The following is a 16,710-nucleotide window of genomic DNA, read 5'->3' as shown; positions in this document are numbered from 1 at the left end:
AGACGAGGAAGCGAATGACCTCGAAGCATCTCACTGCCGAAGCCGGCAGCCAGCTCGAGCAGGTGAACGGGCACACCAACCCCGGTCTGCCCGAACACAAGCCTCGAATCACTGACAGCTCGCCGCAGGCAGAGCGCATCACCGAACGCCAGATCGCCGGCTGGTTCATCCTGTCGATGATCGGAACGATCGGTTTCATCGTGTCGTACTTCCTGTTCGACTCAGAGCCGGGCACGTACAACAACCTGCGCCTGCAGAACACTGCGTTCGGCATCACCTCCGCCGCCGCTCTCGCGGGCATCGGCATCGGTGTGATCCTCTGGGCTCGGCAGCTGATTCCTGACGCAGAAGTCGTCGAAGAGCGCCACGACATCGCCGGGTCCGAGGAGGATCAGGCGGTCGCCATCGAGATCCTCAACCAGGCGAAGGAAGAGTCGGGCATCGCACGCCGTCCGTTCCTGCGCAACACGCTCATCGCTGCTGTGGCACTCGCTCCTCTGCCGGCCGTCCTCGTGTTCCGCGACCTCGGACCGCTGCCGGGAGACAGCCTCTTCAAGACCCTGTGGGGCCCGGGCGTGCGTCTGTGTCAGGACCCCGGCATGGTTCCGCAGGAGGATCGCTACATCCGCGCCGAGGAAGTCACCATCGGCTCGGCCTTCCACGTGATCCCGGAGAAGATGCACGAGTCGGAGCACCCACTTGATGAGAAGGCCAAGGCCGCGGTGCTGCTCATGCGCATCGATCCGCGGGAGCTCAACACCGACCCGGAGAAGGAAGACTGGGGCGTCGACGGAATCGTCGCCTATTCCAAGATCTGCACCCACGTCGGCTGCCCGGTCGCTCTGTACGAGCACCAGACGCACCACCTGCTGTGCCCGTGCCACCAGTCGACATTCGACGTGACGAACCACTGCGCTGTCATCTTCGGACCGGCGAAGCGGCCTCTGCCGCAGCTGCCGATCGCAGTCGACGACGAAGGTTACCTCGTGGCTCAGCGCGACTTCCCTGAGCCCGTCGGACCGACCTTCTGGGAGATCAACATGAGGGAGACTTCGGTAGAATGACGATGACGCACGAACCCACAACTGCGGTCGGCAAGGCAGCGTCCTTCGCCGAGACCCGAGTCGGCGCTTCGAAGATGGTGCGCGAGTTCGGCCGCAAGATCTTCCCGTCGCACTGGTCCTTCATGCTCGGCGAAGTCGCCCTGTACACGTTCATCATCCTGGTGCTGACCGGTACGTTCCTGACGTTCTGGTTCAAGCCGGCGATGGGTCACGCGATCTACGAAGGCCCGTACGTCCCGCTCCAGGGTGTCGAGATGTCCGAGGCGTTCGAGTCGACGCTGGCGATCTCCTTCGAGGTGCGCGGAGGACTCTTCATCCGCCAGATGCACCACTGGGCAGCCCTGCTGTTCATGGTCGCTGTCTCGGTGCACGCTCTGCGCATCTTCTTCACCGGCGCCTACCGTCGCCCGCGTGAGATCAACTGGATGGTCGGCATCGCACTCATCGCCCTGGGCATGGGTGCCGGCTTCACCGGCTACTCGCTGCCCGATGACGTGCTCTCCGGCAACGGCCTGCGAATCATCGACGGTCTGCTGAAGTCGATTCCGCTCGTCGGCACCTACGTCTCCTTCTTCCTCTTCGGAGGCGAGTTCCCGGGCACCGATATCATCTCCAGGCTCTACACGCTGCACATCATGGTCGTGCCGGCGCTCATCATCGCCTTCATCGCGATCCACCTGATGTTCGTGGTCATCCACAAGCACACGCAGTGGCCTGGCGCCGGACACACGAACCGCAACGTCGTCGGCGAACCCGTTCTCCCGACGTTCGCAGCCAAGGGCGGTGGATTCTTCTTCATGATCTTCGCTCTCCTCGGGTTCATCTCCGGCATCTTCTCCATCAACGCAGTGTGGGCTTACGGACCGTACGACCCCTCCCCTGTGTCGGCCGGTACGCAGCCTGACTGGTACATCGGTTGGATGGACGGATACCTGCGGATCCTCCCGGGCTGGCTCGAGTTCTACATCTTCGGCCTCCCGTTCAGCCTCAACATCAACACGGCATTGCTCGCAGCGCTCGTGCTGTTCGGTGCCATGGCGATCTGGCCGTTCTTCGAAGCGTGGCTGACGAAGGACTATCGCGAACACCACGTCCTCGACCGCCCGCGCAACAACCCGACTCGAACTGCTGTCGGTGTCGCCGCCGTCGTGTGGTACGCAGTCTTGTGGGCCGCAGCTTCGGGTGACCTCATGGCAGTGTTCTTCCACATGTCGCTCAACGACATGATTTACATCTTCCGCATCATGTTCTTCCTTGGACCGATCCTCGGCTTCATCATCACGAAGCGGGTCTGCCTGGGACTGCAGCGGAAGGATCGGGAGATCGTCCTGCACGGCTTCGAATCCGGTGAGATCATCCGTCTGCCGCACGGCGAGTTCCAAGAGCGCCACAAGCCGCTCGACCCGCACAAGCTGTGGAAGCTCATGGCCTATGATTCGCCGCGCTACATCCCGGCCGAGCCCGGACCTGATGGGAAGATCTCCAAGGGTGAGAGGCGCCGCGCGACCATCGCGAAGTACTTCTACGAGGATCGGGTCGCACCGGTGACGAAGGAAGAGCTCGATGCCGCTCACCACGATCACCACGCAGTGGAAGCCGGCAGCCACGAAGCCGGATCCCGTGGCTCGATCGGCCACTGATTCGCTGATCACCTGAGAGAGGCGCCAGTCATTGCGACTGGCGCCTCTTTCGTAACTTCCAGGGGCGCTGGCTGACAGCTTCCAGGAATGACAGCGCCCCGTCGCAGCACGTCTGGGATAGCTGCTGCCGCACATCGCGGAATCAACGCTCGGTGCGCCGGGATGTCCATCGAACCTAGCGCCTGCTCTATTCTCCAGAGTCACCTCACGGGATTTATGAAGCACGGAGCCGCTCTGGCCCCCTCTGATCCTGCTCCCCCGCGGACGACGGCCATTCGCGTCTCGGATCACGGCTTCCCCGCGCGTCACCATACGGGCGGCCCGTAGGCCTCCTCGGCGACATGCAATTCAGCCTTGAGGAGGGTTGCGCGCAGCAGCCGATGAGATCGCGTCTCAACCATGCCGGCTTCTGCGTGCTGGAACCAGGCTTGAGCAGTGCGTTCGCAGGCCGGCGTCACATGCTTCCACATCGACCGCTCGTTCAGCCGACCTCTGCAACTGGGCCGTCAATAGGGCCGCTCCTTCCTGGGCGGCTGCCCGGCTGCGAAGGACGACTGGCTCTGCCGCAGGATGCGTATCCTTTCCATCGACGATAGAGAGCGCAGAGATTCTCGATCGACATCTTCTTATACGGCACCGGCAGCGGACTCAGCGGCGCTCTGCCCATTCACGATGTCTTCGGAGAGCCCGCAACGTCCAGCACACGGATGCGCGGCGGGAGCCTCTCCGCATTAGAAGTGAAGGACACCGGCGACCGACGGGCCGCTCGAAACTGCTGGCACCGCTCATCACAGCTGCAGGCTGGACGTACGCGGTACGCGGCATGCACACTGCGTCGGCCTCGATCGACTGTCAAAGCGGCGGTGGATGGCTGGCCGGCGCTGGAAGCGTTACCGGCCTCTCCTCCACAGAGTTGGCAAGCTCTGCGCAAGGTTCGGATCGTCGCAGCGCGCACTTCCTGCTCGTCCGCCCACAGGTTTGAGTCGCGACGGCAGCGAAAAGGGCCTGCCAGGATGATGAACATCCTGGCAGGCCCTCGGGCTCACAGAGCATCAGTGTGCGTGGTCGCCCCGGTTGTACTCGTAGACGAGTCCGATGACGCCGATGAAGGCGATCACGGCACCGAACGGGAAGATCCACCATCCCACGGCAACGCCGAGGAAGCAGATGCCTGCACCGGTGGCGATGATGATGGGCCACCAGCTCCACGGGCTGTAGAAGCCGTACTCGTAGTGTTCGTCAGAGATCTCGGCATCGAGGCGATCCATCGGAGTGTCTCCGACGCTGCGGTGCTGCAGGAACAGGTAACCGCCGATCATGATGGCCATACCGCCGAGCAGCAGGATGGCCGGGAATCCGACGAGCTCTTTGAAGTCCGTCAGGATGCCGTAGACGATCGCGACGGGGACGAAGAAGAACAGCCCTGAGGAGAAGATGATTGCTGAGGTCTTCACTTGGCGGTCTCCTTCTTCTCGATCATCGAGTAGGCGTCACGCGGGTGACCAACGAGCTCCAGGAGCTCGGGATGGTTGGCATCGAATACCGGGCGCTCCGAGCGGATGCGCGGCAGCGAGGTGAAGTTGTGACGCGGCGGTGGGCAGGAGGTTGCCCATTCGAGCGAGGAGCCGTAGCCCCACGGGTCGTTGACAGTGACCTTCGGTGCCTTGCGTGCGGTGACCCAGACATTCCAGAACCACGGGATCATCGAGAGGCCGAGGATCAGTGCGCCGACGGTGGAGATCTGGTTCATCCAGGTCCAGCCGTCCTGCGGCAGGAAGTCGGCGTAACGGCGCGGCATGCCGTCGGCACCCATCCAGTGCTGGACAAGGAACGTGCCGTGGAAGCCGATGAACAGGAGCCAGAAGTGGATCTTGCCCAGGGTCTCGTCGAGCATCTTGCCCGTCCACTTCGGCCACCAGAAGTAGAATCCGGCGAACATCGCGAAGACCACGGTGCCGAAGATGACGTAGTGGAAGTGCGCAACGACGAAGTAGGAATCGGACAGCTGCTGGTCCATTGCCGGGCTGGCCAGCACGACACCGGTGATGCCACCGAAGACGAAGCTGACGAGGAAGCCGAGCGACCAGAGCATCGGGGTCTCGAATGTCAGCGAGCCGCGCCACATCGTGCCGATCCAGTTGTAGATCTTCACACCGGTCGGAACAGCGATGAGCATTGTCATGAAGGCGAAGAACGGCAGCAGCACTGCGCCGGTGACGTACATGTGGTGTGCCCACACGGTCACGGACAGAGCCGAGATCGCGATCGTGGCGTAGACGAGGCCCTTGTAGCCGAAGATCGGCTTGCGGCTGAAGGTCGGGAAGATCTCCGAGACGATGCCGAAGAACGGCAGTGCGATGACGTAGACCTCCGGGTGACCGAAGAACCAGAACAGGTGCTGCCACAGGATCGGGCCGCCGTTCTCCGGGCTGAAGACGTGCGCACCGAGGATGCGGTCGGCGCCGAGCGCGAGCAGGGCGGCGGCCAGCGGCGGAAACGCCATCATCACGAGGATACCGGTGATGAGGGTGTTCCAGGTGAAGATCGGCATGCGGAACATCGTCATGCCCGGGGCGCGCATCGTGATGATGGTGGTGATGAAGTTCACCGAGCCGAGGATCGTGCCGAAGCCCTGGAAGGCCAGGCCCATGACCCACATGTGGCCGCCGATGCCCGGTGTGAACGTCGTGTTCGACAGCGGTGCGTATGCCGTCCAGCCGAACGAGGCCGCACCCTGCGGGGTGAGGAAGCCGGCGCAGGCGATGAGGCTGCCGAACAGGAAGAGCCAGAAGGCGAAAGCGTTCAGGCGCGGGAACGCGACGTCAGGAGCGCCGATCTGCAGCGGCATGATGACATTCGCAAATCCAGCGAACAGCGGCGTTGCGAACATCAGCAGCATGAGCGTGCCGTGCATAGTGAACAGCTGGTTGTACTGCTCCTTGGTCTCCAGGATCTGCATGCCCGGCTCGAAGAGCTCGAGTCGGATGAGCAGCGCCATGACGCCGCCGATGCAGAAGAACGAGAACGACGCGATCAGGTACATGTACCCGATGGTCTTGTGGTCCGTCGACGTGATCCAATTGACGATGACCCTGCCCAGGCTCTTGGGCACAGGTGCCTGGTCGACTGTGACAGTGCGGTTGCTATCAGCGACAGCGGTCACTCGTCATCCCCTCCCTCATGTGGGTTCTTGTACCAATCAGTGCGGTCGTACTCGGGCCCGAGACGTCCGGTGTTGCCTTCCTCGCGCAGCGAGTCGGTGTAGGCCTTGTACTCGTCCATGGAGACGACCTTGACGTCGAAGAGCATCTCGGAGTGGAACTCGCCGCAGAGCTCAGCGCACTTGCCGATGTACTCGCCTTCCTTCAGCGCTTGGAAGTGCAGCGACGAGGTTCGGCCGGGGATCATATCCCGCTTTTCGAGGAATGCCGGAACCCAGAACGAGTGGATGACGTCACGGGAGCGCAGCTGGATCTCCAGGTCGGTGTTCGACGGCAGGTACAGAACCGGGACCTTCTCGCCGGCCTTCTCCGTTCCGTCGAGATTCACCTGAACACTGGAGTAGTAAGCGTCCTCAGTGATGTAGTTGAAGTCCCATGCCCACTGCTTGCCGACCACTTCGACGACAACCTCGCCAGGAGTGTCGTCATAGCTGGTGTTCTCCACAGCCTTGACGGTTTCGAAGAAGAATCCGATGACGAGGATGATCGGCACAACCGTATAGAGGATCTCGATCGGCATGTTGTAGGCCAGCTGGACGGGCAGCCCGCGCTCGTGCTTGCGACGGCGGTAGGCGACGACGCACCACAGCAGCAGGCCCCAGGTGACGAAACCGACGATGAGCGCGGCGATCCAGCCGCCGTTCCACAGGTGAATGTAGTGATCCGTGTGGGACGTCGCTCCCTTGGACTCAGGTGGGAGGAATCCTACTTCCCAGTGCTCCTTCGAGCAGCCGGAGAGCAGCGCAACGGCACCCAGGGCGCCAATGACACCGAGCCGCTTGGCCCAGGCTGTGGGGCCCGAGCGGACTGGCTGATTCGGAGAATCCACGTGCAGCCTTTCGCAACTTTGTCAGCTCCTCGCGGGCCCTCTCATCTGAGCGGACGCACGCGAATCGCCGAACACTGACTTTGTTCTCGTCCACCTTACCGCTACAAGAGGTAGAAATTCACTTCCGACTGCTCATTTCGTGAGAAAAGCCTGGAAATGACGGCCGCTCCGCGCGACGGCAAGCGCTTCGAGGTACTCGAACCCGCTGACCTCCGACACGCCGAGAGTTTCGAGGTGTGAGGTCTGCCACTGCGTGTCGATGATCCACGGGGTGTGATCGCCGACGCTGTCGAGCAGTTCGACGAGCCTGACGAGGGCGACCTTGGAGGCGTCGCGGCTGGTGTGGAACATCGACTCCCCGCAGAACACACCGCCGAACGCGACCCCGTAGAGTCCGCCGGCGAGCCGGCCGTCTTCGTAGACCTCGATCGAGTGGGCGTGGCCGGCCTCATGCAGGCGCTGGTACAGCTGTGCGATCTGCGGGGTGATCCAGGCGCCGTCGCGGGAGGGGTCTGCACAGCCGGCCACCACCTCGGCGAAGGCGGCGTCGACCGACCACGTGAAGCGGGTGAGCGAGCGGCGCAGGGATCGCGACACGCGCAGCTGCCCGGGCCTGAGCACCCCGCGCGTCAGCGGGGCCCACCAGCCGATCGGCGGTGCGCCGTGCTGGCCGATGCCCATCGGGAAGAGCCCAGCCCGGTATGCAGACAGGACCTGGTCGATCCCGCTGATGGCGCCGACGGCGCGGAGATCGTCCAGGCCCTGTGACATGGCTGGTGCAGCTGAGTCAGCTGAAGGAGTCGCCGCAGGCGCACGAGCCGGCGGCATTCGGATTGTCGATCGTGAAGCCCTGCTTCTCGATGGTGTCGGAGAAGTCGATCGTCGAGCCGTTGAGGTAGGGCACGCTCATCCGGTCGACGATGACCTCGACGCCGTCGAAGTCGCGCACGGCATCGCCGTCGAGGAACCGCTCGTCGAAGTACAGCTGGTAGATCAGGCCTGAGCAGCCGCCGGGCTGCACGGCCACGCGCAGGCGCAGGTCGTCGCGACCCTCCTGCTGCAGGAGGCTGCGCACCTTGTCGGCCGCCTCGGAGGTGAGGTCGACTTCGTGCGTGGCGCTCGTGTCCTGCGTGGCGGTCATGAGGTCTCCTTACATCTGTTCGGTCGTGCAGTCAGAGCGAGGCGCTCCGGCTGGCTGCGGCGCTGCCGGGCCCGGATGGGCCCCACGGAGGCGTCGCCTGTGCAACGTTCGTCGTGGCGCCATTATTCCATTGATCGCGCTGCGGTGAGAGCGCTCAGTCGCGGGCGAGCCGGTCGAGCAGCAGCGCCTCGGAGCTGATCGCCGAACGGAAGTCGGGCAGGTACAGCGATTCGTTCGGGCTGTGGGCGCGGGTGTCGGGGTCTTCGATGCCGGTGACGAGGATCGATGCCTGCGGGAAGACCTCGACGAGATCGGCGATGAACGGGATCGAGCCGCCGAGTCCCATCTGGACTGCGTCAGCGCCGAAGCCTTCGCTCAGCGCCTCCATCGCAGTCGCGATGACCGGATCGGAGGAATCAGCGCTCCACGGGGCGCCGGACTCCTCGGCGCCGAACTCCAGCTCTGCGCCGAAGGGCACGTGCTCTTGGAGGTGCGCTTTGACTGCGGCCAGGGCATCGGCGGGGTCCTCCCCCGGTGCCAGGCGGATCGAGATCTTCGCGCGCACGCTGGCCAGCAGCGTGTTCGAGGAGTCGTCGACGTACGGGGTGTCGATGCCGATGACGGTGATCGAGGGCTGGTGCCACAGGCGTGAGGCGATCGCACCGCGGCCGATGAGCGATGTGCCGGGCAGGGCCACCGTGTCGGTGCCCATCGGGTCATCGCCGTACTCAGCCGCCGCCTCGGGCGCGGAGCGCAGACCGCTGACGGCCACCGCCCCGTCGTCATCGTGCAGGGTGGCCAGCAGGCGGGTCATGGCCAGGGTGGCGTCGGGAACGGCGCCGCCGTACATGCCCGAGTGCACGGAGTGGTCCAGCGTGCGGACGGTGAATTCGAGGCCGGCCATGCCGCGCAGGCTCGTCGTCAGCGCCGGCTTTCCGCAGGCCAGATTGGAGGAGTCGGCGACGATGATCGCATCACCGGCCAGCTTGTCGCGGTAGGTCTCCAGGAAGCTGCGGAAGCTCGGCGAGCCGATCTCCTCCTCGCCTTCGATGAAGAGGACGACCCCGACGCCGAGTTCGTCGCCGAGCAGCTGCACAGCGGTGAGGTGGACGAGGATGCCGGCCTTGTCGTCGGCAGCACCGCGGCCGTACATGCGGTCGCCGCGGATCGTCGCCTCGAACGGCGGGGTCTCCCACTGGCTCAGGTCTCCGGCCGGCTGCACGTCGTGATGGGCATAGAGGACGACGGTCGGCCGGCCCTCGGGAGCCGGGCGGCTGGCGACGACGGCGGGGAATCCGGGAGTGCCGTCGGGGTTCTGAGCCCGCAGCGTCTCGACGGTTTCGAACCCCAGCGGCTCAGCCATGCGTGCGACAGCAGCCGCGGTGGCGTCGACATGGGCGGGATCTGCCGTCGGCCAGGCCAGAGATGGGATGGCGACGAGTTCGCTCAGGCGGGCCAGGACGTCGTCGTAGATCGCGTCGAGGCGGGAGGTCAGTTCAGCACGGTTCAGGTGGGTCATAGGGCGATCCTATAGTCGGATACGATAGAGGGCGTGTTTGGACGGAAGAAGAACTCCCAGGATGAATCGCCCGCAGAGCGGACGGGCTCCCATGCTGCCTCCGCTGGCCCGGTCGACGAGGCTGCCGAGGCGCTGAATCCGGCTGAGGCGAAGAAGAACCGCCCGACGCCGAAGCGCTCACAGCAGGAGGCAGCCCGCCGTCAGCCGCTCGTCGGCGAGGACCGGCGTTCGGCGAACAAGCAGGCCAAGGCTGAGATCCGCCGCAAGCGCGATGAGGCCCGCATCGGCCTGATGCAGGGTGATGAGAAGTTCCTCGGCCCGCGCGATCGCGGCCCGCAGCGGCGGTATGTACGCGATTTCGTCGACGCCCGCTTCTCGATCGGTGAGATGTTCATTCCCTTCGCCTTCATCGTGCTGCTCATCGGCTTCATCATCTCGACTCCGCAGGTGCAGATCGTCACGAGCTATGCCGTCTACGGCCTCATCCTGCTCGTCGTCATCGACTGCTTCATCCTCAACTACGTGATGAAGGGCCGGATGGCCCAGAAGTTCGGCGGCAAGGAGAACCTCGAGCGCGGCCTGACCTTCTACGCCGTCATGCGCGCCATCCAGCTGCGGGTGCTGCGCATCCCCAAGCCCAAGGTCAAGCGCGGCCAGTACCCGTCCTGATCTCCGGTCCCGAGGCGGTGGTTCCGCCCGCCGAGCCCGCACCCGAGGTGCCGGTTGAGGAGATGAGAGAAGCGCCCCCGTTCGTGCGGGGGCGCCTCTCCTCTATATAGGACTCGTATACGGGGCCTCTCGAATGCGCGATGCTCAGGGCTTGCGGCGCAGTGTGCGCAGCATGCGGCCTGGCCACATCGGCCCGCCGTAGATGAGCCCGGAGTACACCTGAACGAGGTCGGCGCCGGCACCGAGCCGGGCAGCGGCATCCCGTGCGTCGGCGATCCCGCCGACGGCGATGAACGTGAGCTTGTCCCCGACGTGGCTGCGCACCAGGCGCAGCACCTCGAAGGCGCGTTCGGCCAGCGGCTCACCGGAGATCCCACCGGCCTCGGACTCGGCGAAGGCCCGGTCGGCGCCGGAGAGGACGCAGCGGTCGATCGTCGTGTTCGTCGTGATGAGCCCGTCGACGCCGGTGCGCAGAGCGAGGTCGGCGACGGCGAGGACGTCCTCGTCGGCGAGGTCTGGGGCGATCTTGATGAGCAGCGGCACATGCCCGAGGCTCGAGCGCGGAGTCCCGACCGCCTCGGCGGCGGCGCCGCGGACTGCGGTGATGATCGGTTCGAGCGCCTCAGCGGACTGCAGGTCGCGCAGGCCGGGGGTGTTCGGTGAGCTGACGTTGATGACGAGGTAGTCGGCCAGCGGGGCCAGCTGACTGGCTGACTGCCGGTAGTCCTCAGCGGCATCGGCGGCCTCGACGACCTTGGTCTTGCCGATGTTGACGCCGATGATCGGACGCTGATCCTCCGGCAGCTTGGCGATGTCCTCACGGGCCCGCAGCAGTTCGAGCCGGGCGGCGGCCGCCCCGTCGTTGTTGAAGCCCATCCGGTTGAGCACCGCATTGTGGCCCAGCAGCCGAAACAGGCGCGGACGCGGATTGCCCGGCTGGCCGTGAGCGGTGACAGTGCCGATCTCAACATGTCCGAAGCCCATCTGGGTCAGCGCCCGGATGCCGATGGCGTTCTTGTCGAAGCCGGCCGCCATGCCCAGCCGGTTGGGAAAGCGCAGGCCGAGCACCTCGACGGGATCGGCGGTGCCGCGGCTCATGACCGCGCGGCTGAGCCGGCGCAGGCCGGGCATGCGGTCGAGGGCGCGCAGGCCGGTGAAGCTGAGGTGGTGGGCGGTCTCCGCGTCAAGGCGGGTGAGCAGGGTGCGGAAGATCAGCGAATACACGCTCTCATCCTAGCGAGGCCTCCGGCCGCCAGAGAACACGTGGGAGTTCGCTGACGAATCGAAGTTCAGCAGGTGACTTTCGTCCCAGCAGCGCCTGCATTGACTACGGTAGGAGGCGGAGCAGATCCCCTGCCTGAGATTTCTGTCTATTGGAAAGGAACAGAATGACGACCGCAGAACTGACGATCGACGCCGCGGCATCCGAACCCGCCCGCAGCAAAGCCGACGTCCTGGTCATCGGTGTCGCCGTTGACGGCGATGCCGTGTCCATCCCCTCCGGTGTCGCACTGGCCGCCGGAGCCCGCAAGGAGCTCGTCGCCGCTGCCTCCGCTGTCGGCTTCACCGGCAAGGCCGGTGCGCTGGCCCGGATCCCGTCCCCCAAGGGCGTCGCCGCCGGTTCGGTGCTGCTGGCCGGCCTCGGTGACTTCGACGAGGTGGCCCTCGAATCAGAGCTCGACGCCGATGGCGCTCACGAGGCGCTGCGCCGCGCGGCAGCTGTGGCCGTGCGCTCGCTGACGAAGGGCGAATCGGTCGCCATCGCCTTCCCGGCGCAGACCGCAGCCGCTGCCGAGGCGACGGCCACCGGTGCCGTGCTCGGCTCATACCGCTACACCGAGTACCGCTCGAACGCCGAGGAGCACAAGCGCGTCACCTCGGTCACGGTGCTCGCACCGAAGGGCTCGAAGGACGGTGTCGCACGCGGCCAGTTCCTCGGCGCGGCCACCAACCGCTGCCGCGACCTGGTCAACCAGCCGCCGCTGGACCTGTACCCGGAGACCTTCGCCAAGACGGTCACCGAGCAGGCCAAGGCACGCAAAGTCAAGGTCACCGTCATCGACGAGGCCGCTCTGGAGGCCGGCGGCTACGGCGGCCTGACCGGTGTGGGCAAGGGCTCGACCCGCGGCCCGCGCCTGGTGAAGATGGAGTACAAGCCGCGCAAGGCCAAGAAGCACCTCTCGCTCGTCGGCAAGGGCATCACGTTCGACTCCGGCGGCCTGTCGCTCAAGCCGCCGCAGGCGATGGAGGAGATGAAGTGCGATATGGGCGGTGCGGCTGCGGCCGCGCAGGCCGTGCTCGCCGCTGCCGACCTGGAGCTGCCGGTGCGGGTCACCGCGTGGCTGGCCCTGGCTGAGAACATGCCCGGCGGCAACGCCCAGCGTCCCTCCGATGTCATCCGCATCTACGGCGGCAAGACCGTCGAGGTGCTCAACACCGATGCCGAGGGCCGTCTCGTGCTCGCCGACGCGCTCGTCGCCGCGCAGGAGGAGAAGCCGGACCTCCTCATCGACATCGCGACGCTCACCGGCGCGCAGGTCATCGCACTCGGCAACCGCGTCTCCGGTGTCATGGGCACCAACGGGGCACGCAACCGCGTCGTGCTCGCCTCGGAGGTCACCGGTGAGTCGATGTGGCCGATGCCGTTCCCCGAGGAGATCCGTTCGCACTTCGATTCGACGGTCGCTGACCTGAAGAACACAGGCAAGCGCGAAGGCGGCATGCTCGCCGCCGGTGTGTTCCTCAACGAGTTCGTCGAGAAGGGCCAGCAGTGGGCCCACATCGACATCGCAGGCCCGGCCTTCAACAGTGAGAGCCCGTGGGGCTACACGGCCAAGGGCGGCACCGGCGTCCCGGTGCGCACCCTGGTCGAGGTGGCTGAGCAGCTCGACCGCAGCTGACGGCAGCCCACCTGAGTCAGGGGCGCAGCCGACACCCGGCGGCTGCGCCCCTGACCATGTGCCCACACCAGCCACCGCCTCGGGCCGGGAGTCCACATGAGACAGACGTGAGCAGGGTTACGGGGGTGCAGGGGCGAACGGTTGCGACATTTCCGGGAAATAGTGGAAAGATGGAGACAAGTGCCGTGACCCGGCAGTTCATCCATTCAACGAGGAGCAACCTGTGAGCGAATCGGACAACACCTACGACCTCGTCATTCTGGGTGGTGGCACGGGCGGCTACGCTGCCGCGCTGCGCGCTTCCCAGCTCGATATGCGCGTCGCACTCATCGAACGCGACAAGGTGGGCGGCACCTGCCTCCACCGTGGATGCATCCCGACCAAGGCCCTGCTGCACGCCGCCGAGGTGGCGGATTCCGCACGCGAGGCCGCGTCCTTCGGCATCAATGTCGAGCTGCAGGGCGTCGACATGGCCAAGGTCCTGGAATTCAAAGACGGCATCATCGACCGCAACTACAAGGGTCTGCAGGGACTCGTGAAGGCGCGCGGCATCGACTACATCGCCGGTGAGGGCAAGCTGACCGGCAAGGACACCGTCGAGGTCTCCACCGATGACGGCTCGATGACCGTGACCGGCAAGAACATCGTGCTGGCGACCGGTTCGACGTCGAAGACGATCGGCATCGAGATCGGCGGTCGCGTCATGACCTCCGAGCAGGCGCTGCAGTACGACGAAGTGCCGGAGTCGGCAATCGTGCTCGGCGGCGGCGTCATCGGCGTCGAGTTCGCCAGCGTCTGGGCATCGATGGGCTCGAAGGTCCACATCGTCGAAGGTCTGCCGAACCTGGTCGCCAATGAGGACGCCACGATCTCGAAGAACCTTGAGCGCGCCTTCAAGAAGCGCAAGATCAAGTTCACCGTCGGCACGATGTTCAAGAGCGTCGAGCAGGACGACGACGGCGTGCACGTCACCCTCGAAGACGGCACCGTGATCGATGCGTCGATCCTGCTCGTGGCCGTCGGCCGCGGCCCGGTCACCGAAGGCTTCGGCTTCGAAGATCAGGGCATCGAGATGGATCGCGGGTTCGTGCTCACCGATGAGCGCCAGCACACCGGCGTCGGATCGATCTTCGCCGTCGGCGACATCGTTCCCGGTCTGCAGCTGGCGCACCGCTCGTTCGCCCAGGGCATCTTCGTCGCTGAGGAGATCGCAGGACTCGACCCGGCGCCGGTCGTCGAATCCGGCATCCCGCGGGTGACCTACTGCGAGCCGGAGATCTTCTCCGTCGGCCTGACCCAGAAGCAGGCTGAGGAGAAGCACGGCGAGGACAAGATCAAGACGATCGAGTACAACCTCGCTGGCAACGCCAAATCGACGATCCTCAAGACCACCGGTCTCATCAAGCTCGTCAGCCTTGAAGACGGGCCGGTCCTCGGTGTGCACGGCATCGGCGCGCGCCTGAGCGAGCAGGCCGGCGAAGCGCAGCTCATCGTCAACTGGGAGGCCTTCCCCGAAGAGGTCGCCGAACTCATCCACGCCCACCCGACCCAGAACGAGGCGATCGGCGAAGCCGCCCTGGCTCTGTCCGGCAAGCCCCTTCATTTCCACAGCTAAGAGCGAGGGAGACCAAACGTTATGTCCAATAAAGTGCAGATGCCGGCTCTCGGTGAATCAGTCACCGAGGGCACAGTCACCCGCTGGCTGAAGGAAGTCGGCGAGGAGGTCGAGGTCGACGAGCCCTTGCTCGAGGTCTCGACCGACAAGGTCGACACTGAGATCCCGAGCCCGTACGCCGGAACCCTGCAGGAGATCCTCGCTGACGAAGACGATGTCGTCGAAGTCGGCGGCGACCTGGCTGTCATCGGCGACGGTGACTCCTCTGACGACTCCTCCGATGAGGATGCCGACGGCGAGGATGCAGACGAGTCCGATGACTCGGCTGAGGATCAGGCTGACGAGGACTCAGCTGATGAGGATTCCGCAGACGAGGCTGATGACAGCGCCTCGGACGACGCGGATGACAGCGACGAGAAGCCGAAGAAGAAGTCCTCGGGCGGTTCGGGTGACTCCACTGAGGTGAAGATGCCGGCGCTCGGTGAATCGGTCACCGAGGGCACAGTCACCCGCTGGCTCAAGGAGGTCGGCGACGAGGTGGAAGTCGACGAACCGCTGCTCGAGGTCTCCACCGACAAGGTCGACACCGAGGTGCCCTCCCCTGTGGCCGGAACCGTGCAGAAGCTCATGGCAGATGAGGACGATGTCGTCGAGGTCGGCGATGTCGTGGCGCTCATCGGCTCCGGCGATGCCCCGGCTGACGACTCGGATGACGCGGATGACTCCGACGACTCCGATGAGGCCGAGACCACCGACCGCAAGACCGAGCAGGCCGATGACGTCTCCGAGGAAGACACCGACGACGACGTCAAGGAGGAGTCCGACGAGGACGACGAGTCCGATGACTCCGAGGTCAAGGACAAGGAGTCCGACGCCAAGGCAGCCAAGGACGAGGCCGAGAAGTCAGACAAGTCCGAGAAGAAGGCTGAGAAGAAGTCCGAGAATTCGGAGAAGTCCGACGAGGACGCTGCCGCTGAGGCGCAGAAGGCCGCAGCCGAGCAGGCCGCCGGTGAAGAGGCCAAGCAGTCGATCTCCTCGACTGTCGCCCACGGTTCGGCGTACGTCACCCCGCTGGTGCGTCGCCTGGCCAAGAACAAGGGCGTGGATCTCTCCAACGTCACCGGCACCGGTGTCGGCGGTCGCATCCGTAAGCAGGATGTGCTCTCGGCAGCCGAGAACGCCGGCGGATCGAAGTCCGGCGGTGCTCCGGCACCGGCAGCCGGCAAGCCGGCTGTCACCGATGACCGCGAGCCGTTCGTCGTCGAGATCCCCGAAGAGGTCAAGAAGCTGCGCGGCACCACGCAGAAGGCCTCCCGGATCCGCCAGACGATCGCCACCCGGATGCGCGAGTCGCTGCAGAACTCTGCACAGCTCACGCAGGTCATCGAGGTCGACATGACCCGTGTCGGTCAGCTGCGCAAGGCCTACAAGGACCAGTTCCAGCAGACCCACGGCGTCAAGCTGACCTACCTGCCGTTCTTCGCCAAGGCCATTGTCGAAGCACTCCAGGTCCACCCGAAGGTCAACGCCACCTACGATGTCGAAGCCAAGGAGATCACCTACTTCGACCACGAGAACCTGGCTGTTGCCGTTGACACCGAGCGGGGTCTCCTCGTTCCGGTCGTCAAGGACGCCGGCGACCTCTCGATCGCAGGTCTGGCCAAGGCCATCGACGATGTCGCTGAGCGCACCCGCACGGCCAAGATCGGCCCGGATGAGCTCTCCGGCGGCACCTTCACGGTCACGAACATCGGCAGCGTCGGCGCGCTGTTCGACACCCCGATCCTGAATACCCCGCAGATGGGCATTCTGGGCACCGGTGTCATCACGCGCCGCCCGGTCGTCGTCGAGACCGCTGACGGCGGCGAATCGATTGCGATCCGCGACATGGTCTACCTGCCGCTGACGTACAACCACGAGCTCGTCGACGGTGCGGATGCAGGACGCTTCCTGCAGACCATCAAGGCGCGCCTCGAGGACGCGAACTTCGTCGCCGACCTTGAACTGTGATCCGGAGCGTCAGCTGAGCCTCATGGCCAGCTGACGCACGGCACACCGGCCACTGCGGGTAGGATGCTCAGGCATCCCACCCGCAGTGTCGTCTCAGCCCGT

At 65.1% G+C, this 16,710-nt stretch carries 13 protein-coding genes; 6 read left to right on the top strand and 7 right to left on the bottom strand.

Annotation, left to right across the window (positions count from 1 at the left end):
• Window positions 1-14: 14 nt before the first annotated feature.
• Window positions 15-1,064, top strand: coding sequence for a cytochrome bc1 complex Rieske iron-sulfur subunit (gene qcrA, locus HLA91_RS06765; protein ID WP_170274065.1), 1,050 nt, complete (start codon window positions 15-17; stop codon window positions 1,062-1,064).
• Entirely contained in the window at window positions 1,061-2,704 is a 1,644-nt protein-coding gene (gene qcrB / locus HLA91_RS06760; RefSeq protein WP_420867889.1) for a cytochrome bc1 complex cytochrome b subunit, read from the top strand. Before qcrA ends, qcrB begins: the two co-directional genes overlap by 4 nt.
• A gap of 1,052 nt (window positions 2,705-3,756) precedes the next feature.
• Here qcrB and HLA91_RS06755 read toward each other — a convergent pair.
• From HLA91_RS06755 to HLA91_RS06730, 6 genes are all read right to left on the bottom strand, one after another.
• Window positions 3,757-4,158, bottom strand: coding sequence for an aa3-type cytochrome oxidase subunit IV (locus HLA91_RS06755; protein ID WP_170274063.1), 402 nt, complete (start codon window positions 4,156-4,158; stop codon window positions 3,757-3,759).
• Window positions 4,155-5,867, bottom strand: a complete 1,713-nt coding sequence (gene ctaD / locus HLA91_RS06750; protein WP_170274062.1) for an aa3-type cytochrome oxidase subunit I — start codon at window positions 5,865-5,867, stop codon at window positions 4,155-4,157. The genes HLA91_RS06755 and ctaD overlap by 4 nt, the downstream gene beginning before the upstream one ends.
• Window positions 5,864-6,754 (bottom strand): aa3-type cytochrome oxidase subunit II, encoded by an 891-nt coding sequence (ctaC, locus tag HLA91_RS06745; protein WP_170274061.1) that lies wholly within the window; start codon window positions 6,752-6,754, stop codon window positions 5,864-5,866. The genes ctaD and ctaC overlap by 4 nt, the downstream gene beginning before the upstream one ends.
• A 132-nt stretch (window positions 6,755-6,886) precedes the next feature.
• A complete protein-coding gene (aat, locus tag HLA91_RS06740; protein WP_170274060.1) occupies window positions 6,887-7,525 on the bottom strand; it encodes a leucyl/phenylalanyl-tRNA--protein transferase in 639 nt (212 codons plus the stop codon).
• 16 nt (window positions 7,526-7,541) lie between these two features.
• Window positions 7,542-7,895 (bottom strand): iron-sulfur cluster insertion protein ErpA, encoded by a 354-nt coding sequence (erpA, locus tag HLA91_RS06735; protein ID WP_102159991.1) that lies wholly within the window; start codon window positions 7,893-7,895, stop codon window positions 7,542-7,544.
• Between the two features lie 154 nt (window positions 7,896-8,049).
• The gene (locus tag HLA91_RS06730; RefSeq protein WP_170274059.1) at window positions 8,050-9,414 is read right to left on the bottom strand and encodes a M20/M25/M40 family metallo-hydrolase; all 1,365 of its coding nucleotides are present in this window, start codon (window positions 9,412-9,414) and stop codon (window positions 8,050-8,052) included.
• Window positions 9,415-9,447: 33 nt separating this feature from the next.
• On the opposite strand from HLA91_RS06730, the gene HLA91_RS06725 reads away from it, so the two are divergent.
• The gene (locus HLA91_RS06725; protein ID WP_170274058.1) at window positions 9,448-10,083 is read left to right on the top strand and encodes a DUF3043 domain-containing protein; all 636 of its coding nucleotides are present in this window, start codon (window positions 9,448-9,450) and stop codon (window positions 10,081-10,083) included.
• 144 nt (window positions 10,084-10,227) lie between these two features.
• Here HLA91_RS06725 and HLA91_RS06720 read toward each other — a convergent pair whose 3' ends face one another.
• Complete coding sequence (locus HLA91_RS06720; RefSeq protein WP_170274057.1) at window positions 10,228-11,307, bottom strand: quinone-dependent dihydroorotate dehydrogenase; 1,080 nt, start codon at window positions 11,305-11,307, stop codon at window positions 10,228-10,230.
• 164 nt (window positions 11,308-11,471) lie between these two features.
• On the opposite strand from HLA91_RS06720, the gene HLA91_RS06715 reads away from it, so the two are divergent.
• From HLA91_RS06715 to sucB, 3 genes are all read left to right on the top strand, one after another.
• A complete protein-coding gene (locus HLA91_RS06715; RefSeq protein ID WP_170274056.1) occupies window positions 11,472-12,983 on the top strand; it encodes a leucyl aminopeptidase in 1,512 nt (503 codons plus the stop codon).
• A 223-nt stretch (window positions 12,984-13,206) separates the two neighbouring features.
• Window positions 13,207-14,598: a dihydrolipoyl dehydrogenase gene (lpdA, locus tag HLA91_RS06710; protein WP_170274055.1), complete on the top strand. Its 1,392-nt coding sequence runs from the start codon at window positions 13,207-13,209 to the stop codon at window positions 14,596-14,598.
• 21 nt (window positions 14,599-14,619) lie between these two features.
• The gene (gene sucB, locus HLA91_RS06705) at window positions 14,620-16,608 is read left to right on the top strand and encodes a 2-oxoglutarate dehydrogenase, E2 component, dihydrolipoamide succinyltransferase (RefSeq protein WP_170274054.1); all 1,989 of its coding nucleotides are present in this window, start codon (window positions 14,620-14,622) and stop codon (window positions 16,606-16,608) included.
• The last annotated feature ends 102 nt before the right edge of the window (window positions 16,609-16,710 follow it).

The sequence above is a fragment of the Brevibacterium luteolum genome (genome assembly GCF_013004595.1).
In the GTDB taxonomy this organism is placed as follows: Bacteria; Actinomycetota; Actinomycetes; order Actinomycetales; family Brevibacteriaceae; genus Brevibacterium; species Brevibacterium luteolum.
The sequence above is the reverse complement of the archived record's forward strand: the minus strand, read 5'-3'. Positions and strand labels throughout refer to the sequence as shown.

Excerpts from the sequence above, each read along its gene's own strand:
- qcrA (WP_170274065.1), top strand. The coding sequence starts at position 15 with ATGACCTCGAAGCATCTCACTGCCGAAGCCGGCAGCCAGCTCGAGCAG.
- qcrB (WP_420867889.1), top strand. The coding sequence starts at position 1,061 with ATGACGATGACGCACGAACCCACAACTGCGGTCGGCAAGGCAGCGTCC.
- aat (WP_170274060.1), bottom strand. The coding sequence starts at position 7,525 with ATGTCACAGGGCCTGGACGATCTCCGCGCCGTCGGCGCCATCAGCGGG.
- erpA (WP_102159991.1), bottom strand. The coding sequence starts at position 7,895 with ATGACCGCCACGCAGGACACGAGCGCCACGCACGAAGTCGACCTCACC.
- HLA91_RS06730 (WP_170274059.1), bottom strand. The coding sequence starts at position 9,414 with ATGACCCACCTGAACCGTGCTGAACTGACCTCCCGCCTCGACGCGATC.
- HLA91_RS06715 (WP_170274056.1), top strand. The coding sequence starts at position 11,472 with ATGACGACCGCAGAACTGACGATCGACGCCGCGGCATCCGAACCCGCC.
- sucB (WP_170274054.1), top strand. The coding sequence starts at position 14,620 with ATGTCCAATAAAGTGCAGATGCCGGCTCTCGGTGAATCAGTCACCGAG.